The sequence below is a fragment of the Thermomonas sp. genome (assembly GCF_029945965.1).
Lineage (GTDB): Bacteria > Pseudomonadota > Gammaproteobacteria > Xanthomonadales > Xanthomonadaceae > Thermomonas.
The window spans coordinates 109,079-134,822 of sequence record NZ_JAQSDO010000019.1 but is presented as its reverse complement, the minus strand read 5'-3'; the positions used below and the strand labels follow the sequence as shown (position 1 = coordinate 134,822).

The following is a 25,744-nucleotide window of genomic DNA, read 5'->3' as shown; positions in this document are numbered from 1 at the left end:
AGTTTTGGATGGAAATTATCCCCGTAAGTGGGTCAGTTCTGGATGGACGTCAACATGGAGCGGTTTTCCACTACTTTTCGTAGTTGTAAAAACAGCCAATCAGATTGATTGCATTGGCTCCATTACCAAATGCCGTCAGTGTGAGGCTCTTGTTCTTGCCGAGTTCCGCACCGCATGAAGTCATGCCGTCGCTGGCGGAACACTCGAACGGCTTGCCTAGTTTGTTCTCGACCTCACTACGGATCTTCGCGAACTGCCCGCCCAACTGCACTGAAAAGCCGAGACCCATGCCTACTGACTGCGGATAGACCTTGATCAGGGGAAAGCCCAAAATGTTGGCAGGACCTTTCGGGAGAAATGCCGGTTCATCTTCGCTGCGAGTGAAATTCGCGTCGAACCGGGCAAGGTATTGGCTCATGCGCCGATCATCATCTTTCCAGCTGAACCAGGATTCCTGGCACATCACGAGCTTTTCAAGATAGGCTTCCTCGGCTTCGTTGCCAGGAGGTACACCGGCCACGGTGGAGGTAAGAGCCGTGGCGGCAAGCAGAACGGATATGAAGGGCATGGTCTATTCCAGATGGAGGTGGCTGTGGCTCAGTTATGGCCACGGTTGCCGTTACTAACGGCGTTCCGTGCCATTGCAGGACGCGGACAGCGGAACTCTACGTGTGGAGTTCCAAAAAGGGGTCAAAAAGGGGTCAGAGAACATTTCCGTTTGAATTGCACCTCTGGTTGCTGGTGGATCGGGAAAATGTTCTCTGCCCCTTTTTTGCGCTGACATGCCTATCTGCATCTTGGCTTCCACCAAGCGAAGGTGCCAGCATTGGATCCGTATGAAGTCGCGCCCGTCAAAAGACACCAACACATGCCGGGGTTTCACAATGAAACGCGAAAGAAAAGAGTCAGGTAAATTTCTCTACTGACTCCACCCTTCGATAGTGCTGCATGACGTCTGGGGACGTCCGCGGGAAGACTGGTGCGTTGGTGTTTTCTGTTCAGTCCTTCGCCGGGCTCGACCTGTCAGGGGCCTTCAGCCGACGGCAGCGCTCGCTGCAGTAGCGCACGGCCGCCCAGCTTCGCTCCCATTTCTTGCGCCATCCGAATGGGCGTTGGCACATGGGACAGGTCTTGGTCGGCAGGTGGGCTTTGATATGCATGTGACCAGCGTGACTCAGTCGGAAGGCGCGGGCAACGCGTGCGCCATCATGGCGCCTCTTTACTGAAAAACAGGGGTCAGAGTCGACTTTTTTCAGGACGCATCGGGACTCTGTTGGTCAGTGGTAAAAGTCGACTCTGACCCTGTTTTAATCGAAGCATAGATCAGAGTCGACTTTTCGCAGGGTGTATCGATGGCAAATTTACTGGGTGGCGAAAGTCCACTCTCACCCCTGTTTTCCAGGGGTTGAACCGGTCGCCGAGGCGAAGGCAATAGACACGGAGCAGCTTCGATTCCCAAGAAATCGAACCGGACCCCCGCTCGCGGCAAGGGATAGCGGCAAGGGGTAAATGAACCCAACCACGTTTTTTTCCAACCAAAAACCCCGCCGGGGGGCGGGGTTCTGGTTCGTTCTCGATCAATGACGTTGTTAACGCATCATACTGGGCCTACAAAAATGAACCTTACCCCTTTTCTTAGGCGATTGTGTACTTGACACACCCATCCTGCTAGTCTCAGCCCGTGATCCGGGTCAAGGACATTGTTAGGGCACCCAAGGACGAGATCGACTTGGGGAAGTGGAAGTCTGGGCCTAACCCCCGGACTGCGTTTCCGCTTACGAAGTCGGGCAAGAACACGATCAGGTTCGGCGCGAACTACTCGTGGCGGCTTGTCAGGTTCACCAGTGAGGGTGTTCGATATCGGCTTCTAATCCTCTTGGATTTCTCCAAGCAGAACTTTTACGCACACCTAGGCCAAGAGTTCGGAGGAGATATGCGGATGCTCGCTTCATATGAGTTCCATGCCTCGCACGGAGGCTGGCATACGCACGCTGGCTGCGGAAATGTTGATGACATCCCCGCAGGTCGCTACAAGGGAGATTGGAAGCGAATGATCCCCAAGGACGTTGACGCCTGTCGCCAAATCACTTGGGGGTTGGACGGTGAAGATGCTGCTTTCGTGAAGGCATGCAACCGCTTCGGCATTCCCCATGGACAAGACGGGCCGTTACAGACAGAGTTCAACCTGTGAGCATCAAAGAAGCCCTTTGCCAAGAGTTTTGCGACCGATTGCGGGTGCGTCAAACGCCCGCAGGGTTGGCCGTGGGTACTCAGTTCATGGGTTCAGATGGAGACCCCATAGGCTTCTACGTGGTTGGGCCTGATGAGAACCATCAATTCCGGGTCGAGGATAGCGGCGCAACCGTCCCTATCTTAGAAGCCAGTGGGGCTGACCTTGAGCTTGATGCGCGGGCAGAGATTTTCCGGGCGCTGTTGCAGCAGTATCAGGTTGAGTTTGATGAAGACACGTTCGAACTGAAGACCAAAGCCATCGCCATTAGCGATGTGCCGAAGGCAGCACTCCGATTCGTGAACTTCCTCATCCGCGTTCAAGACATTGCGTTCCTGAGCCGCGAGAACGCTGAAAATACATTCAAGCAAGAAGCTGTGCGCGACATCAAAAAGATCATTGGTTCTAGCGCGCAGATCATGCTTAATGCCCCCGTGCTTGAGCAGGTGTCCGACGTTAAGGCTGATCTCGTCATCCGTGCCGAGGGGCGGCAGCCGGTCGGCGTTTTCCTGGTGCGTAGCGATCCGCGCTTGTACGAGGCGATCATGCTGCAAGGCGAGGCTGACTATAAGCTTCACGAGCAATGTACGATCATCGCCTTGTTAGAAGATGCCGAGTCCGTGACCAAGAAGGCATTTAGCCAAGCATTGAATCGCTTAACTCCGCTCACATATCGTGGACAAGAGGCTGAGGCGATGATGCGAATCAAGCGTGACGCTCTTGGCGCGACAGCATTCACGAGGCACTGATTATGAGTAACGAACCCGGTTTCGATGACGTGCTGCGTAAGATGCTTGGTACTCCACCCGAGCCGCACAAGGCAGCTGACAAGCCGCCCGAGAAGGCGAAACCAAAGAAAAAGAAGAAGCCCGCCTAGAGCGGGCTTCTTCTTTATGGAGATTCAAATGGAACCAGATATCTTGCTTGGAGACTGGATGGCCAAACACAACGTTTACGTGGCCACCATTACTTCCGAGGCTCAGGCTCGCCGAGCCGCTGATACATTGCGGATCTCAGGTTACCTGCTTGAGCTTGAAAAGCATCGCGCTGAGTATCAGAAAGAGTCATCGGAGCATTCTCAAGCGTTAGATCAATGACGACTAGCGCAGACCGTATTGCGTCTACTGACGCATTGTCTGTGAGAGTTCGAAAGATAAAATCATAGGCTGCAAGTTCTGCCATTCGCTGGTCTGCGACGACCATTCTTTCCTCATACATCGTTTTGTAAACAGCCTCACCTTTCGCATAGGCATCATCGAGCATCGATTCGAATTTTGCTTTCATCTGTTCTTCGTTCACGTGTTTATTCCTTCGGTTTCTTACGCGTCAAGCCTGCGGTACTGAAGGCGCTTTCCGGTCACATTGGAAAGCAGCACATCAGCGCGCTCCTTGTCGGTGGTCTTGCGGTAGTTCCAGCGGAAGTCGAACTCGGTCACGTAGCGTTGCAAGTGTTGCTCGCCTACGTGGTGAAACGTGCCGATCAGGCCACGCTTCAGCAGGCTGAAGCTGGACTCGACTGTGTTTGAGTGGTTGTTGCCGTCAACGTACTGGCCGGTGCTGTGGCGAGTCACGCCATGGGATGCGAACTCGAGGCCCGCTTTGGTGTAACCGGCGTGTTCGTCGGTCATGAGGTGCGCGGACTTGCACACATTGCTGTCCAGCACGGCGGTCAGGGTCTTGGCGTTGACCGCGTTCACCACGATGCTGCGCTTCTGACCGCCACGCTCTACAAGCGAGACGATCTTCATCTTGTGCTGATAGCCGCGAGCACCCTTGGGCTGCTTGCCTTGATTGCCCCAGTACGTTTCATCAGCTTCGACCGTGCCGCCACCCGTTCCCATGAGACCGGTGCTACCGGGCTTCATCGCTTCGCGGATGCGGTGAGTCATGAACCATGCGGATTTGTAGGTGACGCCAAGCATGCGGTGAAGCTGGTGGCTCGACATAGCTTTCTTGCTGGCGCACATCAGGTGCACGGCCATAAGCCACTTGTTCAACGGAATCTTGCTGCGCTCAAACACGGTGCCGACAGTCACGCTGAACTGCTTGCGGCAATCCTTGCACTTCATGAGGCCCGGACGATGGGAAGCACCATTCAATGCGTAGTGCTGGCCTTCAACGCCGCAATGCGGGCAGACCGGGCCATTCGGCCAGCGCAAATCTTCCAAGTATTCGCGGGCCTTGTCGGCGTCTTGGAAGTGGGGCGAGAAAAGGTCTGCGGTCATGGCGGTAACTCCGGGCTAGGAGTTAATCATCCGCCTGATTCGTGGGTGTGTCAAGTATATAATCGCCTTTTCTTACGGGGCCGGCTGTGTCACAGCGTTCATTTGCAGGGTAACGGCAGTCTGTGCCAGCAATCTGCCTTGCACCGATGCGCCAGTTTTAACAGCGACCAGGGTTTTAGCCAGCACGACTCCCTCAAAGTGCGCGGTCGTGCCAATAGCCACACCCTCGGCGACCTGCCAGAAGATATTCTTGGCTTGTGCGCCACCGGCCAGGGTCACCCGCGTCGCACTGGCCTGACGCAACGATCCCGCGATCTGGAAGATGAAGACATCGTCAGGGCCACCCGTGAGCGTCACATCGTTCGAGATTTTGACCCCGGTTCCCCATTTGTACAGGCCAGGCCTGAGGGTCAGTCCGCCAATCTCGCCTGCACCCACTTCAGTGAAATCGGGCGATGTGCGTGCTGCAGCATCAAGGTACGCAATTTCCATGTCGAGGACCGCCAAGGTCAGGTATGGGGCGGCATTCACCGTGCACGGAAGGGGGCCCGCCGCATCGACCGAGAAGATCATCCCTGACACTTCCGGGCACGACAGCAGGATGGCAGCGCCGGTGATGGGGCTGGATCCAACATTTCCCGTCACCGAAGATTTATAGACGTCTGTCACTCCTGTTTTTGACAGTATTGCGAAAGTACCCGCAGTTCCAAGGTCAACTGGTGCCAGACCGGCAATTGCCGCGGATGAAGTACCGAACGCGGCTGCGGCCAACATTATAGCCATCGACCGCTTTCGCAAATTCAAGGTGCTTTTCGTTGATGTCATCAATATTCCCTTTTTTTATAAACAAGCTTTCAGATTATTTTTCTTTTCTAATATTCGACCACTGAATGCGGTCAAATACGCAGCTCATTATTGACGGGTCATGCTTGTCCGCAAGAGACCGGTCAACAATGCGTGCACCAAGCGCGCATGACGATATACAGTTTCAGATCCCACTGAAGCCTAGCAGCGGCCCGCCCTTCGAAAACCGAACCAGGTCATCAATTCTGATAATCAAAACTGCCAAGTGGGGTTGGGTTCATTTTCGGACGAGGTCAACATTAAATTGGTCAGAGAAAATATTCCGCTTGAATTGCAGCGCTGGTTGATGGTGGAACACGAAAAAATTCTCTGGCCCTTTTCGTTAGACACGTTGGAGATCCCGAACAGACCGCATTCGTTCGCGCCGTGCCTACGCGCCTTTGCTTAGGGTGTCCCTAAAAGTCCTGCGCGCAAGACGCAGGCTTACTTCCGCGAACCAAGGACCCACGGTCATGAACTCACCCTCCACGAAACTCGCCGCCGGCGTTACGTTCCCAGAAATCACCCTGCCCAAGGTTGCTGGAGGCGAGCTGTCACCGGCCAAACAGGGCGGCTGGCGCATGCTCGTGGTGTATCGCGGCATGCATTGTCCGCTGTGCAAGAAATACCTGGACAAGCTCAACGAGCTGCATCCCGGTTACCGGGACGCGGGCATCTCGGTCATGGCGGTGTCCGCTGATCCGCTCGAGAAGGCCGAGTTGCAGGTTTCGTCGCAGGGGTTGGCGTTCCCGGTCGGCTACGACCTCAGCGTCGCGCAAATGCTTCAACTCGGCCTGTATGTTTCGGAGCCACGATCTCCCGAGGAAACCGATCGACCGTTTCCGGAGCCAGGGATATTCGTGATCAATCCGGACAACCAGGTGCAGGTCATCGATGTCTCCAATGCTCCTTTTGCACGACCTGACCTTGCGGCGCTGCTGGATGGCTTGAAATTCATCCAGGCCAAGGATTATCCGATTCGGGGCACACTTCGATATTAGGTGGCGAAAATTGGTGTCCGGTACATTTCCTGCGCCACGCTACGCGAAAAACGAGGTGCGATGCATCGCCTCAAGATCATTTAGGATGCACCATGGAAACTGAAGCGCTAATCAGCGCCGCCTTGCGCGAGGCCGGCTACACTGCAGATGCCATAGGCTCGGCGCTGCCCAGGATCATGCGCATCCTCGATGCCGAAGACGTTCGCATCGCTGCGGGTCGCAGCCTGTCCCGCAAAGAGCGCGAGTACGTACGTGTGCAACTTGAACTCGGGCTCAGCGTGTCAGAGGTCGTTGCCGGCTTGTAGGCTTGAGCGGATGAAAAAGGGTGGAGGCGCGAACGCCTCACACCCTTGCTTTATACGCATGCGTGGTACGCGGATCTATTGCCCGCGCAACACGCGATCAAGCGATCAAGCGCGACTTAATCGACGGTCAGGCCGGTATGCACCACGGACGAGACGCCAGCAGTACCCTGTGCGACAGAGAGAGCCTGGTCATGCAGGGCCAGCGTGGCGACATGGCCGGTCAGGTAGACAGTGCTGCCCTCGACCTTGACGTCGATGCCGGCCGCATTGGTGCCCAGCGCATTGTTGAGGGTGGCGCGAACGTCGTCGGTCTTCAGCATGTTGCTGTTGGCAAGCACCGGGACCTGCACCGTGGTCGCGCCCGGGCCGGGGGTGTTGACTGTTACGGGACGGGTGGTGCACGCGGCCAAGGCAGCGACGGTGAGCAGGCTGGCGGTGATGAGTTTGAGATGCATGGCGGGACTCTCATTGTTGGGAATTGTGACGAATTCTGAGAGTCACAGCCTTTGCGTCAAGCCAAGGTGATTTCTTGCGCCTACCTGACTGAGGGGTTCATATATCTCCCAATCAAGACAGGATGAGGGTAATCCGCTGGTCAGAGAACATTTCCGTTTGAATAGTGCTGGGGCGTGAGGTCTTGCCGGGAAATGTTCTCTGGCCACTTTTTCCCTTCCCTCGGTCCCCTTTTCGCTCTAAAAAATGGTGCTTGTTTGCCTTCTCGCACCCGCGCTATCGCACGCCGAGGTCGTGTCTATCGAGGTCACTAATCGGCAGCCTTGGGTGGGTGGTCAAGTCTTTGGAAACGTTGGTGCGTATGAAGTGCTCCGCGGCACGGTTCATTACGCATCGATCCGCGCAGCGCTGCGGCGCGTGATGTCACCGATATTCGTTTCGCACCGGTCAATGCGCATGGCCTGGTCGAGTATTCCGGTCCGTTCGTGATGATTCGTCCCGTTGATGCGACGCGCGGCAACCACACGACGCTGATCGAAGTTGCGAACCGTGGACGCACGGATATGGATGGCTATTTCTTCGAGACCGAGGATGGACTCGACCTGATGTCGCCCGACAAGGTGCAGGCGCTGACGGATACGACGTTCTTCCAACTCGGTTACTCGCTGGCATGGGTGGGTTGGCAGGCTCGGATGGAACCCGACCAATTCGGCCTCCAGGTTCCCGTTGCTCACGTGCACAGCGCTGCGCGCGCCACCTTCTCGGGTGATGACATGACGCCAGACCGCAAGACCTTCGATTTGCCATACAACGGCTTTTATTGCGCGCACGATGCAAAACAACGCAAGGCGGTGCTTCGGTTGCTGGCCGATTTCCACGATCCAGGCATCGTGGTGCCGCGCGAGTCGTGGAATTTTGCGGCAGTGTCGGTCGAAAAGAAAAACGATGCACGCTGCGCCATCGTGCTGGACGAGCCTGCGGCAGCGGATACGTATTTCAGCTTCGTCTACGAGGGTGAGGATGCGTCGGTGATGGGCTTGGGCAAGGCGGCTTTTCGTGATTTCGCGACACATCTGAAGACCCGAAAAATTGCTTCCGGGATCAATGATCGCCCCGGCGATGCCATCGCGGTCTTCGCGTACGGCTATTCGCAGGGCGGACGCTTCCTGCGTGACTTCGTCTACCGTGGTTTCAACACAGGCCCGGACGGCCAACGCGTTTTCGACGGCATGCTTGTCACTGCCGCCGGAGCAGGCCGCGGCTCTTTCAATCACAGTTACGCGCTACCTGGCCAGGCGGGCAACTCGGTGCTGAGCGCTGTGCGCGTAGTGGATTTGTATCCATTCGCCGACGTTCCGACGCCGGATATCGATGGCAAAGGCCATGCCGGCCTGCTGGACCGCGCGGTGCAGGACAACACTGTACCCAAGATCATGTACATCATCAGCAGCTCCGGATACTGGGCGCGCATCGCGTCGCTGCAGCAGACGACCACCGATGGCAAGCAGCAGGTCGCGCTGGGAGCGGACAGCCGGCTTTATTACTTTGCTGGCGTGCCGCACGCGCTGAAGTTTGCGGGCCAGTTCACCCAGCCCGGCAAGGAAGCAGCCTATCCCTACAATGCCAATGTCGATCTGGCCGATGGCATGAATGTCCAGCTTGAGAACCTTCGGAGGTGGGCGGTCGACAAGATCGCGCCGCCGCTGACGATTGCACCGGTGCTGGGCTCCTCGCTCGTCGCCGCGACCGATTTGAAATTCCCGGCGATTCCGGGGATTCGTGTGCCGACCAATCCGCCGCCGTTGTGGCAGCTTGGCATGGGTCGCGCCTATGCGCGTAAAGGCATCATCGCCGAGCCGGTGCATGTCGGCGCAAACTATCCGCTGCTGGTGCCGGCGGTCGATGGTGACAGCAACGAACTGGGCGGCTGGCGTGGCGCCATGTCCTCGGTGCCGCTCGGCACCTACACTGCCTGGAACTGGAAGTTGCAGGAATTCGCACGTTTTGGTTTCATTTCCGGCCTCAACGGGGCGTTTATCCCATTCGCCCGCACGCGTGACGAACGCTTGGCCGCACACGACCCTAGACTGTCGATTGAAGAACGTTACGGTAACCGAGAATGCTTCATGAAACTTGCGGCCGCCTCGATCGACGATGCCATCGCGAAACGATTCCTGCTCCCGATCCAGCGCGAGGTCATCCTCGCGAAAATGGGGAAAACCTGGGACGACGTGATGAAGTTTGACTGGTATCTGGGCAAGCGGGTGGCCGCAGCGAAATAACGGCGAGCAAGAAGAGGGATCAGGTACATCTCCCCGTACTCACTGCGGTTCCTGCATGCTGCACTGAGGACGAACACGTCGTTCTGACGGGATCCGCCCAGCCGAGGAGTGCCACGCCGATGTTTTGGGAAACACTGTCGACCGCCCGTGACTTGGGGCGCCTGCACGAGGTGGCCTCGGTGCTGGCACGTTACGGCTTTGGCGACATGGTGGGTCGGCTGGGCATGACGCACGTGTTGGAGCGCGCCGGCAAGATCGTCCCGATCGAACGACTCAATGAACTGGTGGCGCTGCCGCCGCCCGAGCGCGTGCGGCGCGCGCTGGAAGAGATGGGCCCGAGTTTCGTCAAGCTCGGCCAGGTGCTGGCCACGCGCGTGGACCTGTTCGCACCGGAATGGATCGCCGAATTCGAGAAGCTGCAAAACCGCGTGCCGGCGTTGCCGTTCGAGCAGGTGCGCGAGCAGCTGGAAGCCGATTTGGGGGCGCCGCCCGATCAGGTGTTCGCCGCATTCGATCCCGAGCCGCTCGCGGCGGCGTCAATCGCCCAGGTGTATCGCGCGCGCTTGCACGATGGCGCCGAGGTGGTGGTGAAAGTCCGCCGACCAAACATCAAGCCGCTGGTCGAGGCCGACATGCGATTGCTGCATCGGCTGGCGTCGATCATCGAGGCCGAGTCGCCGGACCTTGCGCGCTACCAGCCACGGGCGCTGGTGCGGCAGTTGCAGTCGTCGCTGACGCTGGAAATGGACCTGGCCGCCGAATGCCGGCATGCCGAACGCATCGCTGCATCCTTCGTCGACGAGCCGGCGCTGGTGGTGCCGACCGTCTACTGGCAGTGGACGGGCGAGCGGGTGAACGTGCAGCAGTTCATCGACGGCATCCCACTGTCCGACCTGGACGCGCTGGATGCCGTCGGCGGCGACCGTACGCGCATCGCCCGGCTCGGTGCACAGGTCGAAATGAAGATGATGTTCCTGGATGGCTTCTTCCACGCAGATCCACACCCGGGCAATGTGTTCTGGCTACCCGGCGACCGCCTGGCCCTGATCGATTTCGGCATGGTGGGACATCTGTCTGAAGCACGACGCCAGCAGATGGTGGATCTGTTCGACGGCATGGTGCGGCGCGATTCCGAACCCGTCGCCGAGGTGCTGCTGGACTGGTCGGTCGACGACCGCGTCGATGCCGATGCGGTGACCCAGCAGGTCGAGGAATTCATCGACCACTACCATGGCGTGCCGTTGAAGGAACTGCACCTGGGTACGATGATGGGCGAGATCACCGCCCTGCTGCGGGAACATCAAGTCGCATTGCCGCCGGACCTGGCATTGATGGTGAAGGTGCTGGTGACGCTGGAAGGCATGGGCAGCCGGCTCGACCCGGAGTTCGACATGGCCAGCGAGGCCGCACCCGTCCTGCAACGGGTGATGCTGGCACGGTATTCGCCGCGCGCGCTCGCCCGCCGTGGCCGCCGCGCGGTCAGCGATTCCCTCGGCCTGCTGGCCTCGCTGCCCTCGGAGCTCAAGCATCTCTTGCGGATGGCGCGGCGCGGCAGGATGAACGTGAACCTCGACGTCGAGCGGCTGGAGAAGTTCGGCCAGCGCGTCGAACATTCGGCCAACCGGCTGGTTGTCGGCGTGGTGATCGCCGCATTGATCGTGGGCTCGTCGATCGTGATGACCGTCTCGGGCGGCCCGACCCTGCTCGGCCTGCCGGTGTTCGGCCTGTTCGGGTTCCTGGGAGCGGTGCTGGGCAGCTTTTGGCTGCTGTTCTCGATCTGGCGAAGCGGCGGCGGGCGCTGAGAGAAAGAAATGGTGTCAGGGACAAATTTGTACGCTTGGTCGGCCGCAATCCCTTGCGTCCATAGATGTAGCGGCTCAGGCAGCAAGCACCCTCGCCAGGCTGGCCACGCGCCACCCACGGCGTGCGATGCAACGCCTTGAGATCAATTAGGATGGTTCATGGAAGTTGAAGAACTAATGCGTGCCACCTTGCGCGAAGCCGGCTACGGGCCTGACGCGATAGGCTCGGCGTTGCCCAGGATCATGCGCATCCTGGATGCGGAAGACGTTCGCATTGCAGCGGGCCGTACCTTGTCCCGCAAAGAGCGCGAGTACGTCCGCGTGCAACTTGAACTCGGGCTCAGCGTGTCTGAGGTCGTGGCCGGGTTGTAGGCCTTGCCAGAAAAGAGGTGGCGGATTCAACTACGAAGCGCAACGCTTGAGTGATGCGTAATAGACTTCTCTTGGTGTTCTAAAACCTAGCACTTTACGTGGGCGATCGTTCAATCGATCTTCGACGGCTTGTAGTTCTTGAGGCGTGATCGTGTCGAAGTTGCGTTGCTTGGGAAAGTACTGCCGCAGTAATCCATTGGTGTTTTCCACGGTGCCGCGTTGCCAAGCGCAATACAGGTCACAGAAGTAGACCGGGATCTGCAGTTCGTCTTCGACCAGCCAATGCCAGGCAAATTCACTGCCCCGATCAGGAGTCAGGCTATGCACGCGCGGCAGTACACAACGCAGGCGCCGGATCAGTTGCATAGCGAGAGGCTTGGCTTCGCCCGTCTTGAGCCAGTCCAGGTGCACGAAGCGGGAACGTCTCTCTACCGCACACAATATGGCGCCCTGCCACGCCCGGGACGCAGGGTATCGAGCTCCCAGTGCCTGGTTGTGCGTCGTTGCAGCACGTGCGATGGACGTTCATGCAGCGAACGCGATGGTGTAAAGCGTCTTGGTACGGTCGGATGGTGCCGATAGGCACGGCGATGACGACGATGCATCCATAGCGTTCCCCCCAGGCGACGATACTTGGCAATGTGCTGGTAAATACGGGTGTGGCTTATCAGCAGATCATGCTGACGCATCACCCCTACCACTTGCTCAGGACTGTGGTCTTGCCGCAGATGGGCTTCCACACAGGTCCACAGTTCAGGGGTGATGCGCGGCTGACTTCGGCATGAAGCGGCACGTCGGCCTGCTTTGCGATGCGCCGTCTCGAAATAGTAATGCCCGCTCACTACGACATTCCGCCGTAACTCTCGACAGATCGTGCTCGGATGCCGCTGCAGTCGGCGGGCAATTTCCCGAAGGCCAAGCCTTCCGCAGTCCAGCATTGAATCTGATAGCGTTCGTGTTGGATCAGGTGCGTGTAGCTCATGTGCAACTCCACTGGCCGTGAAGAAGGACAGGCAAACGCACTTGGTCCTTCTCCCATTTAGGGTGTTGCACTTCGAGGCTGAATCCGCCGGTCAGAGAACATTTCCGTTTGAAACGAAATTGTTCTTCGACCCTTTGAGCAAGCATGAAGGTGGATGTGCGCTGCGCTAGACCCCGAACGGGTAGGTGTCGGGTACGCCGCGATCCCACCCTTCGGCCTGGACCGGCAACGCCGCGACGGCATGGGTTTCGTCGAACCACGCGTAGGCGTCGAACTGCCGGGAGGGGGAGACCTCGGAGTAATGGCTCTGCAATTCGGTATCGGGCCGGTAGATCACGCCGATGAAGCGCTCCAGGTGCGCGGCGCGCAGGGCGCGATGCAGCGCGGGGTTGGCCGATTCGCGCATGTCGAGCAGCGCGCGCGGCGGCGCATTGTCGTGGCAGAGGCGTTCCAGGCTGTGGCGGTGCGAGGGACGGACATTCATGATTTCCATCGCGCCGTCCCAGTCGTGCGCGGCGGCCACGGTGCCGCCATGTGTGCCGAATCCCACCAGGCAGGCGTCGTCGCCGAACCGTTCGTGGCACAGCTGGCCGATGTTGAGCTCGCCGCGGGCGGTGCCCATGTCGGTATGTCGCGCGTCGCCGACATGCGAGTTGTGCGCCCAGACGACGGCCTTCGACTGCGCGCCATGCGCCTCGAGCAGGTGGCACAACGTGTCGAACATATGGGTGTCGCGCAGGTTCCAGCTGTCGGCCCCGCCGTAGTACATGATCCGGTAATAACGTTCTGCCGCGGCCACCAGACGTGCGCTTTGCGCGGCATCCAGGAAACGTTCGCCGTCGGCGCCGGCGCGGGCGTAGTCGACTTGCCGGGCGAGCAGGTCGCGGCATTGCCGCACGACCTCCTGCTCGCACGTGCGGTAGCGATCATCCAGGACCGCGCGACCATAGGTCGCTGGATCCTTCTGCCATGGGGTCAGGCAGCCGTAACGTACGCGCGCGGTCGCGGCGGCGTCCGGGTCGACCTGATCCAGGTAGGCCAGCACCGTCGCGATCGAGGCATGCATGTTGTAGAGGTCCAGGCCGTACACGCCGGCCTGGCTTGCCGCGTCGCGCCCCTGGTTGTGGCTGCGCAGCCAGCCGATCATCGAGGCGAATTCGGCGTTTTGCCACATCCAGCGGGGGAATCGCTGGAAGATCGGCTCGGCGGCGGTGCGCGGAGGTTGGTGGCGGATATGCCGGTTGAGCACGGCCACGTCCGGCCAGTCGGCCTCGATGGCGAGCAGGTTGAAGCCATGGTGCTCGACCAGGCGCCGGGTGATAGCGGCGCGCGCGCGATAGAACTGCGAGGTGCCATGGCTGCATTCGCCAAGCAGCACGACCCGGGCGTCGGCGAAGCGATCGAAGGCTTCGGCGAAACCGGGGGCGTCGATGTACGGCAGGGGTTCGGCGGCGTCCGCCACCAGTTGCGCCAGGCTGTGCCCGCGCGACCGGCCCGGGACGTGGTTGCTGGCCGAGCGGCGTCCGTCTTCTGCCCAGCCCTGTTCGCCGATCAACGGCACGAAGCTGACCCCACCCAGATCGTCTTCCTGGTAACGGTCGTCGTCGATGCGGGTGATCCTGCGCAGCCGCTCACCCAGGACACTGTCCCCGACCGGGACCACCAGGCGTCCGCCAATGGCCAGTTGCGCGCGCAGCGCCTGCGGCGGCGCGGGTGCGCCGGCCGCGACCAGGATGGCGTCGAACGGCGCGAACTCCGGCCAGCCAAGGCTGCCGTCGCCAACGCGCAGGGTGATGTTGTCGTAACCCAGCGCATCGAAGCGCGCCTGAGCCGCCTCGACGAGCGACGCGTGCCGCTCGATGGCGTGGACATGACCAGCGATCCGGCTGACCACGGCGGCGGCGTAACCCGATCCCGCGCCGACCTCCAGCACGCGATCGCCAGGGCCGATGCCCGCGGCCTCGATCATCAGCGCGACGATATAGGGCTGCGAGATCGTCTGCCCCGCATCGATGGGCAGAGGGCTGTCCTCGTAGGCGAACTCCTGCATCCCGGTATCGACGAAGCGTTCGCGCGGCACCGTGCGCATGGCTTCGAGCACGCTGCGGTCGCGTATGCCGCGACCGGCGATGTGCACGGAAACCATGCGCTGTCGCTCTGCATCATGATCGGCCATGCGCGTTTCCTCGACCGGCAGGCCTCGGTGTAACAGCCGGGATGTAAAGTGGGCGTCATCGCCGGCTTCGTCCTATCGGACCGAACGGGTCGCCATGGCCGTGGGCCGGATTCAGTCACCAGGGTCGGCGAGGCCGTCGTGCCAGCGACCAATGCCGGGAGCCAGGACACGTGCCGGGGATAATTTCCAGGAGGCGTTGCGCGTCGCGGATCCCGGCGGCATTCGACCAGCCATTGCAGGTGCCAACGCACGCCCGCCGATCATGCGCCGGGTCGTGTTCAGTTAGTGCCGCGTGACCATGCCGCACGAACCGCCGCATAAATGGCCACATGTGCTGCTGATGATCGGCGACCAGATCTAATGCCGGCGAGGTCCCGCCGCCGGGGCGCGACTGGATCCACTATGCGGTCGCCGACGGCAAGGGCGTCACGCGGCTGGGTCAATCCCCGAAGCATCCGTCGTGGGCGCTGGGGATCCTTGGCATGCCTGGTTTCACAGCGTGGGCTGGACTAAAGCACATCGGCCGACCCAAGGCGGGCGAAACGATTGCGGTGGCGGCCGCGACCGGCCCGGTGGGTGCCACCGTCGGCCAGATCGGCAAGCTGCTCGGTTGCCGGGTGATCGGCATTGCCGGCGGTTCGGACAAGTGCGCATATGCGATGGAGACCCTTGGCTTCGATGCATGCATCGACCACAAGTCGGCCGACTTTGCCGATCAACTGGCGCAGGCAAGCCCGGACGGCATCGACGTGTACTTCGAGAGCGTCGGCGGCAAGGTATTTGACGCGGTGCTGCCGTTGCTCAATTCGAATGCGCGCATCCCGTTGTGCGGGTTGGTGTCGCAATACAACGCCACCGAACTGCCGCCGGGCCCGGACCGCATGAATTGGCTGATGGGCCAGATGCTGAGCAAGCGAATCCTGATGCAGGGCTTCATCATCTTCGAGGATTTCGGCCACCTATACCCCGAGTTTGCCAAAGAGATGGCCGGCTGGGTGGAAAGCGGCAAGATCACTTATCGCGAAGAGGTCATCGACGGCCTCGAGAATGCCCCGGCCGCATTCATCGGCCTGCTGAAAGGCGAGAACTTCGGCAAGCGGGTGATTCGCGTCCGATAGTGGCAGCGGGAACGTTCCGGATGGAAAGAAGCTGGGTCAGCGTGGACTTTCCGAATTGGCACCTGACGCCATTCAGGCGAGCACATCAGTCAGCTCCTACCCCTGTTTTCAGACCCCTGTTTTCACACGCTGAAATGGGCCGGTATCACCGGCCCTTTCGCTGTCTCAGCCCGACATTTTTTCGAGCATGTGATCGATCACGTGGCTATGCTCGTGTTGCGGGCTGAACAGGATGACTTCAGCATCCTCGTCGACTTTCACCGTATGCCCGGGGCGCCAATAGAACAGGTCGCCTCCTGCAACCATTTCCTGTTCGCCATCGGCATAGGTCACGGTGAGTTTTCCCTGCAGCATGTAACCCCAATGAGGAGCCTGGCAGAGGTCGTCCTCCAATCCCTGGAGCAAGGGCGCGATATCCGTTCCTGCGCCGAGTGAAAAGTATTCCCCGCTCAAGGGGCCGTAGCCGGTGCTGTCGCCAAAATTCAGCTGCTGGCGTGCAATTGCGCCCGGGACATTGATTCTGACCGGGACATCATTTTTCTGGATTCGCATCGTGGTTCCTCCGTAATGTTGCAGTTGCTGAAAGGAGGCCGGTCACCGGATGGAACAGAGCACTGCGGCATCGGCCAGGGAAACGTCAGGATTCGCGCAGCCAGCTCATTCCCGCGGCACGGCGGCAGCGGCGAAATAGAAGTCGAGCATGTCCCGCAAGGGGGCTGGATCGCGGCGCAAGCGCGTGCGCAGTGCCGCGCCTTCCCAGCAGTTGACCAGCAGCTCGGCGAGTTTTTCCGGGTTTGCTTCCGGCGGCAGCTCGGCCCGCCGGATCGCTTCATGGAGGCAGTCAGCTAGCCGGCCTGCGATCTGGTCAAGGCATTCCTCCACCTTTTGACGGAACACCTCACTGACGCCGGAAAGCTCCTGCCCCAAACCACCGAGCAGACAGCCCATGTAGCCCTGGGTTCGATAGTTCTCCTCGCTGACCTCAAAGAAATAGCGGATGCGCTCGAGCGGCGGGCGACTGGTATCTCCCAGGCAGGATTCGAGGCCGGCGTGCACCTCTTCCATGTACAGGTCAATGACCTGCAGGGCGTAGTCCTGCTTGGACCGGAAGTGATGGTAGAACGAGCCCTTGGGGATCCTGGTAGCTTCGAGCAAGGCCGCGATGCCCAAGTCGTTGTAACCGCGTATCAGCAGCATTTCGACGCCGTGCTCCATCAACTGTTGCTTGGTCGCGTGTGCCATGAGTTTAAGTAATAGACCGGTCGGTCTGGTTTGTCAACCGTGCGACTATTTCGGGTTGGCGGTCCTTTTCGGGCCCTCAAAACAGTCAAAGCAGGGGCCAAGGTGAACTGTTAGATGAAGCGACGGGATCTTCATGAACGAAACAGAAGCCCGCGCTGATCCCTGTTTTCAGTCGCCTGGCAGGACATGGTCTAGTCTGGCGCCATGACGGGCATGGCTTCATCGGTACCACGGACTGCCTCGGTGCTATTGGCCAGGACGCTCGGCCTTGCCGTCGTGATCGGGCTTTGCGCATGGTGGTCGATTGTCTACACGCGTGGCGCCCTCGGCTTCTCTTCACTGTGGGTGGGAAGTGGCGTGCTTTGCGGGGTCTTGCTGACGTCGCCGCGCCGCGAATGGCTGCCGTATCTGCTGGGCGCCTTCGCTGCATCCCTGGTGGTCAATATCCTGCTGAACGGCTTGAGTCAGATCGGGATCGTATTGAGTTTCGCGAACACGCTGGATGCATGGATCGTCGCCGCAGCCGTGGCCAGTCGGGTCAACGACGTGAGCGATCTCACCCAGCTCAAGAGCAGTTTTGTTGTTGCCATCGTTGCCACACTGGTGGCCTGTACAGTCTCGGGACTGATTGCATCGGTGGCCGGGGATGATTCTGCGACCACGCCGGCGCCTTTCGCGGGGCTCTTCCTGACATGGTTTGCGTCGCACCTGCTGGGAATGGGCATTTTCGCAACGCTGACGATCGCTGCGTGCGTGGAAGGCTTGAAGATCCTTGGCCAGCCGGGACAGCGGGTGGAACTGGCAGCGACATTGGGCCTGGTCGCCGTGGTTTGCTGGCTGGTGTTTGCACAGTCACGTTTTGCGGTGACCTTCCTGGTCTTCCCGCCCCTGATGTTGTGCGTCTTCCGCCACCGCTTCAGCGGGTTCGTGCCTGCAACCGGCATCGTCGCGGTGATAGCGACGATGCAGACAGCCGCCGGACATGGTCCTTTCATGGTGGGGGAGGGCGTCAGCGACCTGCAGCGCACGCTGATGCTGCAGGCCTTCATCGCGAACGTGAGCTTGCTGGCGTTTCCAATCGCGGTGGCGGTGACCGAGCGCAAGCTGCTCATGCATCGCCTCGCCCGACGCGAGCATGACTATCGCCTGCTGGCGGACCATTCGAGCGACCTGGTGAGCCATATCGCCGCCGGCAACCAGCGTCGCTACATTTCGCCCTCCGTCTTCGAGATGCTGGGTTGGACCCGTGAGGAGTTCGCGGAGCCGCGCTGGGACCTGATACATCCGGAGGACCTCGAGAATGTCCTTCAGATATTCGATGCGGTGTCCCGCACGGGCGTCGGCGCGAGCGTCGAATGCCGAATGCAGCACAAGCATGGCCACTACGTGTGGATGGAACTCAAGGTGCGCCGCGTACCCGGCGAGGGAGAGGGTGAAGCGCCGGGTATCGTGTTCGCCGGCCGCGACATAACCAAGCGCCGGGAATACATGGTGGCACTGGAACGGCAGGCGCGCCACGACGTCCTGACCGGGCTGGGGAATCGCCTGTACTTCAATGAGCGAATGGACCTGGCGATCGCGCGCAGCAGCCGCAGCGGCAAGGCATTGGCCCTGCTTTACCTGGACATCGACCATTTCAAGCGTATCAACGACACCCATGGGCATGCGGTGGGCGATGCGGTGCTGCGCGAGTTTGCAGTGCGCCTGCTTGCCAGTATTCGTGCGACCGATTTCGCCGCGCGCCTTGGTGGTGACGAGTTCGTGGTGCTGGTCGATGACATCGATGCGCCGGATGCACCGCAGGCGATCGCCGAGAAACTGATCTCGAGCCTACGCAACGAAATTGTCGTGGGCCAGGAGCGATTGAGCGTGACGACTAGCATCGGTATTGCCGAGGGCACGGTGTTCCGGGGTGGTCGCGACGAACTGTTGCAACGGGCCGACGCCGCACTCTATGAAGCCAAGCTCGCAGGCCGCAACACATGGTGCATCAAGACGTCGAATCAGGATTCGTAGAGCGAACAGGTGTCAGTCGGCGTTGGTCTTGTCCAACCGATACTCGAACACCGCTTCCAGGTGCGGCTGCGTCGCGTCACCGGGGACACTCTTCTCGAAGCAGATCGACGCCTGCAGCCCCTTGAACGAGAGGATGGCGACCTGGTTGTCGAACCAGGGCTTGTCGTGGCACAGGCCCCAGCGAACGTCGGGCCGCCCGACGCCGGCCAAACGCGAGATAGACCGCATCAACACACCCGCCCAGCGCGACCAACCCGCGCGCATGATGCGCTGGTCCCGCGCACCCAGCGGGTTGCGCAGTGGTGAGCAAACGGCTTGGTGGATAGCGCTGCGGACTTTTGATCGGGGGAACCGGGCCTCGGCCAGGTACACGTGGTGGACGTCGCCGGACAATATGGTGAGTGTGCCGGGTGCTTGGCCGTGTTCGCCGGTGGATACACGACGGATGAGATCCACGATGCGCTTGAACGAAGTGCCGAACGCGCTCCAGTGTTCGAGGTCCAGCCAACGGCGCAGGCGTTCGCCCTGTTTCGCCCACCAGCTGCCCCAGGCGCCGGCGCAGACCGCTTCGCTCCAGGCTTCCAGATGGTGGATGCCGTGGCCCAGCAGTACCGGCAGTGATGTGCCCAGCATCAAGTGCGCGAATTCTCCGCGCATGTGCGCCTCGACCCAACGCCATTCCTTTTCGTCGAGCATGTCGCGGCCACCATTGGCGAGCATCCTGCCCGCACGAGAGTCCACCACCACCAGCCTGCTGTCGCCAAAATCGCGGTAGAAGCTCCAGCGGTAGCTGTCCGGCTCCTTGTCTGCGCGCTGGGCGAACCTGCGCAAGTGTCCCGCGAATTCCTCCGGCGCCTCACTGTTGCGGATCCGTTCGAACAATTCATCCTCGTGCAATTCGCGCGGCGACAGGTTGCCCAGGTGTTGGTAGATCCAGTACGACATGAAGCCGCCGACGATGCGCTCGTGCCACCAGGGCTTGTTGCGCATCTCCTTGACCCATGATTCGGAAATGTTCCAGTCATCGTGGACATCGTGGTCGTCGAAGATCATCACACTGGGCACAGTGGACAGCAGCCAGCGGATCTCCGCCTGGCCCCAGGCGTCGCGATACAGCCGCGTGTACTCCTCGAAATTCGCCAGTTCCTCGCCCGGCGGCTGGCTGGTATCGCGCCTGGTGCGGATCCAGGCGCACACCGGCGGCGAAACCTCGTCGGCATAGATCTGGTCGCCGATCATCAGCAGCGCATGCGGCCACTCATCCGGCACCTGCCCGCGCATGCGCATTGCGAGTGCGCGCAAGGCATCAATTTCGAACCCGTGCTTCTCGTCCTGCGCATGGGTCAGCGTATACGGCGGCTCATGCGGCATGGATACACGGCACGAGCCGAAAGCGACCCGCAGCGTCGCGTCCTTGTCGAAGGTCTGGATGACGCTCGGCGGGAACGGGGAATCCGGCTCGGGCCATACGCATTCGCCGTCGATCTGCACGGTGTAGGCATGACGCGTTGCCGGCGCGAGGTCGGTCATGTACACCAAGGCATAGTGATGGCCCTCGACCTCGAAGGTCGGCGCGGTGTGCCCCAGCACTTCGACCTCGCAGGCGCCGTCGACCTCGACCCAGACGGTGGCCTCGGTGTTGCCCACATACCGCAGCATTGGGCCGAGAATCAGGGCAGGCATTGGAAAACCGGTTTGAACAGGGTGTCTGCGAATGCCATCGGGCATGCCTCAGCGCTAGGGAAGGCTCAAAGAGTAGCGACGGTGCCGTGATGCCGCAGTCGTAGGCACAGTCCTGATGTGTTTTCAGCTTACGTCTGATCCCAGCCAGCGCGACAGATAGACTCTTTCGAAGGCGAAGACCGCCACAATACCCGTGACAGCATAGGCCACGATGGTCGGATCCGAGCGCAGCTTCATCACCGTAAAAGCTCCCAGCACGACGGCATCCAGGATCAACGCTGTCAGCAAAACGGGGGCGACGGCCCCTACTTCCTTCCGCCGGAAGCGGAAAACGCCCCAGTGGATCGTCATGTCCATCACCAGATAGAAAAACGCACCCAGCGAGGCAATCCGGCTCAGGTCGAACAAGATTGCCAGCACCGAAGCGACCACCACGGTGTAAACCAAAGTATGGCGCTGGATGGATCCTGACATGCCGAAATGTTTGTGCGGTATCAGCTTCATCTTGGTTAGCATCGCCAACATGCGCGACACCGCGAAGACGCTGGCCAGGATCGCCGAAGCTGTGGCTACGGCAGCCAGCAGTACGGTCAAGTAGAAGCCCATGTCACCTAGTGCGGGTTTGGCGGCTTGCGCGAGCGAATAGTCTCGCGCGGCGATGATTTGATCGATGCTCAGGCTCGACCCCACGCCGAACGCCACCAGCAGGTAAACCACGACGCAGAGTCCGATTGACATCGCGATAGCGCGCCCCACATTGCGATGCGGCTCGGTGATTTCAGCACCGCTATTAGTAATGGTCGTGAAACCCTTGAACGCGAGGATCGCCAGGGCAACCGACGCAATGAATCCGGTCAAGCCGAACGTGGTGCCGGTTTTCGAGGCGGCGGCGAAATGAAAGCCGCTGGACCACAACGCTGCGATGCCGAACAGTGCGATTCCACCGATCTTGATGGCTGCCATGACGATCGACAACCAGCCAACGGAACGATTGCCCGCCAGGTTGACGACAAAGGCAAACAGAAGCACCGAGACCGCCAACACCGGCACCCAGGGACCATCGCTGACATTGAAGGGACGCAATGCATACGTCGCAAAGGTTCGCGCCACCAGACTCTCGGCGATCACCATGCTGAGCGCCATCAACAAGGCGGCGCCGGCCGCAATCGCGCCCGAGCCATAACACTTCTGCAAGATCATCGCGATGCCGCCCGAGGATGGCCACGCGTTGGACATCCGGATGTAGCTGTATGCGCTGAAACTGGTGACCACAGCGCCCATGATGAAGGCGATGGGGAACAGCGGGCCGGCCAATTCGGCGATCTGACCCGTGAGCGCAAATATGCCTGCGCCGATCATCACGCCGGTTCCCATTGCGACCGCACTACCCAGCGTGATGGAATCTGGTTTGTAGTCGCCATGCTGATCGGCGTTCTTCATTCGGCAGCTCCTATGTTTGGTGCGGGTTGGTTGGTTTCGACAGGAAGCAATGGCAGCCACCGACACCGCTGCTATGCATCGCAAAGCTACGCACTATCTCGGAGCGTGAGCACCGGGGAAAAACCGCCGTTGGGCGTGCGGAAGTTGGTGGTTTGACCTTGATAGAGCCGCGCCAGGAACAGCACCGGCTCGCCGGCATAGGCGAAACATCGGATATCGAACTTCAGCGGTGGCGCATCCGTTTGCAGGTGTCGCTGACCGGGCACAACCAACGCCTGGGCAACGTAGGGCATCGACGGCATGTCGTCCCAGACCCGGCGGGTCAGCTTGTCACCGCGGTAACTGGCGCGGCTGCCGAAACCGGTCGCAGGTTTGAAGAACCACTGCCGACGTTCGGACCAAAGCCGATCGCGATTCTCTGCATTCAATTGAACGGTGGTTGGCACGCTGGCCAGCAAGATATCGACTGTATCCTGGGGCAATCCGGCGTTGTGCAGGAACGCGTGATCACTCAGTAGTGTCAGGTTGCGCTTGTCCGCGTACAGCGCATGCGGATGCGGGCTTACCGCGACATGGCCGGCAGCAAAGGCCTCGCGCAGCGAGGCGTGGGAGGGTTCATGCAGGGAAAAGTCCGTCAGGCGGTTGTAGGCCATGTCCACTTCAAGCCCATCTGGCCCATCCAGGCAAAGCTTGCCGCCGTGATGCAGGAGTTGCTCGGGTGCTGCGATCCGTGCCGCGTATCCGTACCGCGAGAACAAATCTCGGTAAAGAAGGAATTCCGGGTAGAGAAACTGCGTCTCAGGCGAGTCGTCGACGATAGCCATGTTGTGCAGGGGCTGCTGACCTTTCTGGCACAGCCATTCGTGCGCCATGACCTGCACGACGCGTTGTTCGACCGTCTCAAGATCAGTAGGTGATTGCATCCGGTCAGGTGCGCAGGCTTGAACAGCCTGGGCAATCGGCAAGCCCAAGAGCAAACCGCCCGGGTTCGTGTTGACCTCGATCAGTTGCGGTGGCGCGTTACCGGCGATGTGAAAGTTGAACCCGAGCACGCCGCCCGGCGAGTTCGGCTCGTTGGCCGGGCGCTCCGGACACCAAGGCGCGATTGCCTTCAGGTACGCCGGATTGCGTACGACTACCTCAAGCGATTTGGCCACCCGAGCCATCGACGCAATATCGGCAGCATCCACATACAACGGCACCGCAGCCAACCAGTTCGACTGCATCCTTTCTACGGTGTCTCCAATTCCCATTTGCTTCCAACGCATCTTCATCTGATCACGCAATTGTTCGTGATCGAATCCGGGGCAGACGCAGGCTCGATTGAGCGAGGCTGCATCGCGTTGAAGGCATTGTCGCGAGTTGACTTCGCAGTCAGACGCAGCTCCGGGCGGTTTCATGTGCGAACGGCTTCCTTGAGCTGTCGATCAATGGTGTCAGGGACATTGTTCGCAGGGGCGCGTGGCCGGACACGGTGGCGCCAAGCGCCGTGCTCAGTTCGTGCTCACTGTGAACTTTCACCTTTGCACAACCGCAGTGATCGCAATGCGATCATGCTGTGTATATCGGAACATTGTTTTCTTGAGGGAGATCATCATGTCCATCGCACACTTCATTGGCTTGCATCCCACTACGCGCGTTAAGGTCACACGCTTGGCCCTGGCCGTGGCGTTCACCTTCGCAGCAGGCACCGCGAGCGCACAGGACACGCGTGACAGCTCGGTGCCCCAGCCACAGGACACCGCCTATCCCGGCAGTATCCAGTTGCATGTGGATGCCAGCGACACCAGGCAGGGTATCTTCCGCGTGCAGGAGTCGATCCCGGTCCATGCCGGTGCGCTGACGCTGCTGTACCCGCAGTGGATTCCCGGCAACCATTCGCCCAGCGGTCCCATCGCCATGCTGGCCGGCCTGCAGATCAGTGCCAACGGCAAGCCGCTGAAGTGGAAGCGCGACGAGTACAACGTGTATGCCTTCCATGTCGACGTGCCTGAAGGCGCATCCACGCTGGATGTGCGGTTCCAGTATCTGTCGCCGCGCATGGACGGTTTCGAGATCACCGATCGCATGATGGACATGGACTGGAGCAAGGCGTCGTTATATCCGGCTGGACATTACTCGCGTGCCATCACCTTCGTGCCGAGCATGACCCTGGCACATGGCTGGCAGTTCGGTACGGCACTCGAAACCGCGTCGCAATCAGGAGATACCACCACCTTCAAACCGGTGACATTCAATAATCTGGTCGACTCGCCGGTTTATGCTGGACGCCACTTCAAGCGCGTCGACCTCAACCCTGGCGGCGCGGCACCGGTGCACCTTGACATCGTGGCCGATGATCCCAAATACCTCAAGATCACGCCCGAGCAATTGAAGGGGCATCGTGAGCTGGTGACACAGGCAATGAAGCTGTTCGGCTCGCACCACTACGATCATTACGACTTCCTGTTTTCGCTGTCAGAGGTATTGGGTGGCAACGGGACCGAGCACCACCAGTCCAGCGAAAATGGCGTGGACGCCGACTATTTCAGCGCCTGGGACAGCAATGCGCCCGGGCGCGATCTGCTGGCGCATGAGTACACGCATTCGTGGAATGGCAAGTTCCGCCGTCCTGCCGATCTGTGGACGCCGAACTTCAACGTACCGATGGGCGATTCGCTGCTATGGGTGTACGAGGGCCAGACACAGTACTGGGGGCTTGTGCTCACCGCGCGTTCTGGCATGTGGTCGTCGCAACAGTTCCGTGACGCATTGGCGATGGATGCGGCCAAATACGAGCGCAATCGTCCCGGGTTTGAATGGCGCACGCTCGAAGACACCACCAACGATGCGACCGCCGCACATCGCGAGAGCCTGCCCTATCGCAGTTGGCAGATGAGCGAGGAGTACTACAGCGGTGGCGAGATGATGTGGCTGGCGGCGGACGCGAAAATCCGCAGCCTGACTCATGGCGCGAAGTCACTTGACGACTTCGCGCAGGCGTTTTTCGGCGTCGATGAGGGCAGCTTCGTCACTAATACCTATGCCTTCGATGACGTGGTCACGGCATTGAATGGCGTGGTTGCGTACGACTGGGCGGGCTTCCTGCACCAGCGCGTCGATACGCTCAAGCCGTCATTGCTGGATGGGTTGGCGGCCAGCGGCTGGAAACTGGTCTTCAGCGACCAGCAAAGCGCGTTTGAAAGTCAGTACAACAGCCGCCCGGAATCGGCGCGCCACATGTACAACTTCATCTGGTCGATCGGCCTGAGCATCAACAAGCAGGCACAGATCAACGACGTGCTGTGGAACGGCCCGGCGTTCAAGGCCGGTATCAGCACCGGTGCCACGCTGCTGGCCGTCAACGGTCGGGACTACTCGCGGGAGGTGCTGACGGACGCGATCGCCGCCGCCAGGGACAGCAAATCACCGATCAAGCTGTCGCTGAAATACCAGGGTGGCTACGAAACCGTCTCCGTCGACTACTTTGACGGCCTGCAATACCCGCACCTTGAGCGCATCGAGGGCACACCCGATTACCTGAGTCTGATCATCGCTGCGCGGAAGTAGCCAATCGAGTCGTCCTCCGGCGACC

The 25,744-nt window shown here is 60.2% G+C and carries 23 protein-coding genes; 9 read left to right on the top strand and 14 right to left on the bottom strand.

Going from position 1 to position 25,744, the window contains the following annotated elements; translation table 11 throughout:
- Positions 1-70: 70 nt before the first annotated feature.
- Both PSV05_RS12640 and PSV05_RS12635 read right to left on the bottom strand, forming a co-directional pair.
- The gene (locus PSV05_RS12640) at positions 71-568 is read right to left on the bottom strand and encodes a hypothetical protein (protein ID WP_300065726.1); all 498 of its coding nucleotides are present in this window, start codon (positions 566-568) and stop codon (positions 71-73) included.
- 430 nt (positions 569-998) lie between these two features.
- Positions 999-1,160 carry a DUF2256 domain-containing protein gene (locus PSV05_RS12635; RefSeq protein WP_300065724.1) on the bottom strand — a complete coding sequence of 54 codons (162 nt, stop codon included), beginning with the start codon at positions 1,158-1,160 and terminating at the stop codon, positions 999-1,001.
- A gap of 1,027 nt (positions 1,161-2,187) precedes the next feature.
- Between PSV05_RS12635 and PSV05_RS12630 the strand changes: the two genes are divergently transcribed.
- Positions 2,188-2,979: a DUF1828 domain-containing protein gene (locus PSV05_RS12630; RefSeq protein ID WP_300065722.1), complete on the top strand. Its 792-nt coding sequence runs from the start codon at positions 2,188-2,190 to the stop codon at positions 2,977-2,979.
- A gap of 217 nt (positions 2,980-3,196) precedes the next feature.
- On the opposite strand, the gene PSV05_RS12625 is transcribed toward PSV05_RS12630, so the two are convergent.
- The 3 genes from PSV05_RS12625 to PSV05_RS12615 form a co-directional block, all read right to left on the bottom strand.
- On the bottom strand, positions 3,197-3,529 hold the full coding sequence (locus PSV05_RS12625; RefSeq protein WP_300065720.1) for a hypothetical protein: 333 nt from the start codon (positions 3,527-3,529) through the stop codon (positions 3,197-3,199).
- 20 nt (positions 3,530-3,549) lie between these two features.
- Positions 3,550-4,455: an IS1595 family transposase gene (locus PSV05_RS12620; protein WP_300065718.1), complete on the bottom strand. Its 906-nt coding sequence runs from the start codon at positions 4,453-4,455 to the stop codon at positions 3,550-3,552.
- A gap of 72 nt (positions 4,456-4,527) precedes the next feature.
- Complete coding sequence (locus PSV05_RS12615; RefSeq protein ID WP_300065716.1) at positions 4,528-5,280, bottom strand: ice-binding family protein; 753 nt, start codon at positions 5,278-5,280, stop codon at positions 4,528-4,530.
- Between the two features lie 491 nt (positions 5,281-5,771).
- Between PSV05_RS12615 and PSV05_RS12610 the strand changes: the two genes are divergently transcribed.
- Positions 5,772-6,299, top strand: a complete 528-nt coding sequence (locus PSV05_RS12610) for a peroxiredoxin-like family protein (RefSeq protein ID WP_300065715.1) — start codon at positions 5,772-5,774, stop codon at positions 6,297-6,299.
- A gap of 92 nt (positions 6,300-6,391) precedes the next feature.
- Positions 6,392-6,604, top strand: a complete 213-nt coding sequence (locus PSV05_RS12605) for a polyprenyl synthetase (RefSeq protein WP_300065714.1) — start codon at positions 6,392-6,394, stop codon at positions 6,602-6,604.
- A gap of 116 nt (positions 6,605-6,720) precedes the next feature.
- On the opposite strand, the gene PSV05_RS12600 is transcribed toward PSV05_RS12605, so the two are convergent.
- Positions 6,721-7,059 (bottom strand): BON domain-containing protein, encoded by a 339-nt coding sequence (locus PSV05_RS12600; RefSeq protein ID WP_300065713.1) that lies wholly within the window; start codon positions 7,057-7,059, stop codon positions 6,721-6,723.
- Positions 7,060-7,443: 384 nt separating this feature from the next.
- Positions 7,444-7,935, bottom strand: coding sequence for a hypothetical protein (locus PSV05_RS15095; RefSeq protein ID WP_345782257.1), 492 nt, complete (start codon positions 7,933-7,935; stop codon positions 7,444-7,446).
- Positions 7,936-8,019: 84 nt separating this feature from the next.
- Between PSV05_RS15095 and PSV05_RS12595 the strand changes: the two genes are divergently transcribed.
- The 3 genes from PSV05_RS12595 (at position 8,020) to PSV05_RS12585 (ending at position 11,513) form a co-directional block, all read left to right on the top strand.
- Positions 8,020-9,339 carry an alpha/beta hydrolase domain-containing protein gene (locus tag PSV05_RS12595; protein ID WP_345782256.1) on the top strand — a complete coding sequence of 440 codons (1,320 nt, stop codon included), beginning with the start codon at positions 8,020-8,022 and terminating at the stop codon, positions 9,337-9,339.
- A 119-nt stretch (positions 9,340-9,458) separates the two neighbouring features.
- Positions 9,459-11,141, top strand: a complete 1,683-nt coding sequence (locus PSV05_RS12590; RefSeq protein ID WP_300065711.1) for an AarF/UbiB family protein — start codon at positions 9,459-9,461, stop codon at positions 11,139-11,141.
- 159 nt (positions 11,142-11,300) lie between these two features.
- Positions 11,301-11,513 (top strand): polyprenyl synthetase, encoded by a 213-nt coding sequence (locus PSV05_RS12585; protein ID WP_300065710.1) that lies wholly within the window; start codon positions 11,301-11,303, stop codon positions 11,511-11,513.
- A 30-nt stretch (positions 11,514-11,543) separates the two neighbouring features.
- Here PSV05_RS12585 and PSV05_RS12580 read toward each other — a convergent pair whose 3' ends face one another.
- Together PSV05_RS12580 and PSV05_RS12575 are read right to left on the bottom strand one after the other, a co-directional pair.
- The gene (locus PSV05_RS12580) at positions 11,544-11,954 is read right to left on the bottom strand and encodes an IS30 family transposase (RefSeq protein WP_300065709.1); all 411 of its coding nucleotides are present in this window, start codon (positions 11,952-11,954) and stop codon (positions 11,544-11,546) included.
- 707 nt (positions 11,955-12,661) lie between these two features.
- Entirely contained in the window at positions 12,662-14,671 is a 2,010-nt protein-coding gene (locus PSV05_RS12575) for a protein-L-isoaspartate(D-aspartate) O-methyltransferase (protein WP_300065708.1), read from the bottom strand.
- A gap of 482 nt (positions 14,672-15,153) precedes the next feature.
- Between PSV05_RS12575 and PSV05_RS12570 the strand changes: the two genes are divergently transcribed.
- Entirely contained in the window at positions 15,154-15,789 is a 636-nt protein-coding gene (locus PSV05_RS12570; RefSeq protein WP_300065707.1) for a zinc-binding dehydrogenase, read from the top strand.
- Positions 15,790-15,954: 165 nt separating this feature from the next.
- On the opposite strand, the gene PSV05_RS12565 is transcribed toward PSV05_RS12570, so the two are convergent.
- Together PSV05_RS12565 and PSV05_RS12560 are read right to left on the bottom strand one after the other, a co-directional pair.
- Positions 15,955-16,341, bottom strand: coding sequence for a hypothetical protein (locus PSV05_RS12565; RefSeq protein ID WP_300065706.1), 387 nt, complete (start codon positions 16,339-16,341; stop codon positions 15,955-15,957).
- Between the two features lie 105 nt (positions 16,342-16,446).
- On the bottom strand, positions 16,447-17,031 hold the full coding sequence (locus tag PSV05_RS12560) for a TetR/AcrR family transcriptional regulator (protein ID WP_300065705.1): 585 nt from the start codon (positions 17,029-17,031) through the stop codon (positions 16,447-16,449).
- 213 nt (positions 17,032-17,244) lie between these two features.
- On the opposite strand from PSV05_RS12560, the gene PSV05_RS12555 reads away from it, so the two are divergent.
- Positions 17,245-19,047 carry a sensor domain-containing diguanylate cyclase gene (locus PSV05_RS12555; protein WP_300065704.1) on the top strand — a complete coding sequence of 601 codons (1,803 nt, stop codon included), beginning with the start codon at positions 17,245-17,247 and terminating at the stop codon, positions 19,045-19,047.
- Positions 19,048-19,059: 12 nt separating this feature from the next.
- On the opposite strand, the gene PSV05_RS12550 is transcribed toward PSV05_RS12555, so the two are convergent.
- The 3 genes from PSV05_RS12550 to PSV05_RS12540 all read right to left on the bottom strand — a co-directional run bounded on the left by PSV05_RS12550 (position 19,060) and on the right by PSV05_RS12540 (position 23,381).
- Positions 19,060-20,730: an alkaline phosphatase D family protein gene (locus tag PSV05_RS12550; protein ID WP_300065703.1), complete on the bottom strand. Its 1,671-nt coding sequence runs from the start codon at positions 20,728-20,730 to the stop codon at positions 19,060-19,062.
- Between the two features lie 123 nt (positions 20,731-20,853).
- Complete coding sequence (locus PSV05_RS12545) at positions 20,854-22,170, bottom strand: APC family permease (protein WP_300065702.1); 1,317 nt, start codon at positions 22,168-22,170, stop codon at positions 20,854-20,856.
- A gap of 86 nt (positions 22,171-22,256) precedes the next feature.
- On the bottom strand, positions 22,257-23,381 hold the full coding sequence (locus PSV05_RS12540) for a hypothetical protein (RefSeq protein WP_300065701.1): 1,125 nt from the start codon (positions 23,379-23,381) through the stop codon (positions 22,257-22,259).
- A 385-nt stretch (positions 23,382-23,766) separates the two neighbouring features.
- Between PSV05_RS12540 and PSV05_RS12535 the strand changes: the two genes are divergently transcribed.
- On the top strand, positions 23,767-25,719 hold the full coding sequence (locus PSV05_RS12535; RefSeq protein WP_300065700.1) for a peptidase M61: 1,953 nt from the start codon (positions 23,767-23,769) through the stop codon (positions 25,717-25,719).
- Positions 25,720-25,744 lie beyond the last annotated feature (25 nt).

Bases quoted from the DNA above. Each gene is read 5' to 3' on its own strand.
- PSV05_RS12640 (WP_300065726.1), bottom strand. From the start codon at position 568: ATGCCCTTCATATCCGTTCTGCTTGCCGCCACGGCTCTTACCTCCACC.
- PSV05_RS12635 (WP_300065724.1), bottom strand. From the start codon at position 1,160: ATGCATATCAAAGCCCACCTGCCGACCAAGACCTGTCCCATGTGCCAA.
- PSV05_RS12620 (WP_300065718.1), bottom strand. From the start codon at position 4,455: ATGACCGCAGACCTTTTCTCGCCCCACTTCCAAGACGCCGACAAGGCC.
- PSV05_RS12615 (WP_300065716.1), bottom strand. From the start codon at position 5,280: ATGACATCAACGAAAAGCACCTTGAATTTGCGAAAGCGGTCGATGGCT.
- PSV05_RS12610 (WP_300065715.1), top strand. From the start codon at position 5,772: ATGAACTCACCCTCCACGAAACTCGCCGCCGGCGTTACGTTCCCAGAA.
- PSV05_RS12605 (WP_300065714.1), top strand. From the start codon at position 6,392: ATGGAAACTGAAGCGCTAATCAGCGCCGCCTTGCGCGAGGCCGGCTAC.
- PSV05_RS12600 (WP_300065713.1), bottom strand. From the start codon at position 7,059: ATGCATCTCAAACTCATCACCGCCAGCCTGCTCACCGTCGCTGCCTTG.
- PSV05_RS12590 (WP_300065711.1), top strand. From the start codon at position 9,459: ATGTTTTGGGAAACACTGTCGACCGCCCGTGACTTGGGGCGCCTGCAC.
- PSV05_RS12585 (WP_300065710.1), top strand. From the start codon at position 11,301: ATGGAAGTTGAAGAACTAATGCGTGCCACCTTGCGCGAAGCCGGCTAC.
- PSV05_RS12575 (WP_300065708.1), bottom strand. From the start codon at position 14,671: ATGGCCGATCATGATGCAGAGCGACAGCGCATGGTTTCCGTGCACATC.
- PSV05_RS12570 (WP_300065707.1), top strand. From the start codon at position 15,154: ATGCCTGGTTTCACAGCGTGGGCTGGACTAAAGCACATCGGCCGACCC.
- PSV05_RS12565 (WP_300065706.1), bottom strand. From the start codon at position 16,341: ATGCGAATCCAGAAAAATGATGTCCCGGTCAGAATCAATGTCCCGGGC.
- PSV05_RS12560 (WP_300065705.1), bottom strand. From the start codon at position 17,031: ATGGCACACGCGACCAAGCAACAGTTGATGGAGCACGGCGTCGAAATG.
- PSV05_RS12555 (WP_300065704.1), top strand. From the start codon at position 17,245: ATGGCTTCATCGGTACCACGGACTGCCTCGGTGCTATTGGCCAGGACG.
- PSV05_RS12550 (WP_300065703.1), bottom strand. From the start codon at position 20,730: ATGCCTGCCCTGATTCTCGGCCCAATGCTGCGGTATGTGGGCAACACC.
- PSV05_RS12545 (WP_300065702.1), bottom strand. From the start codon at position 22,170: ATGAAGAACGCCGATCAGCATGGCGACTACAAACCAGATTCCATCACG.
- PSV05_RS12535 (WP_300065700.1), top strand. From the start codon at position 23,767: ATGTCCATCGCACACTTCATTGGCTTGCATCCCACTACGCGCGTTAAG.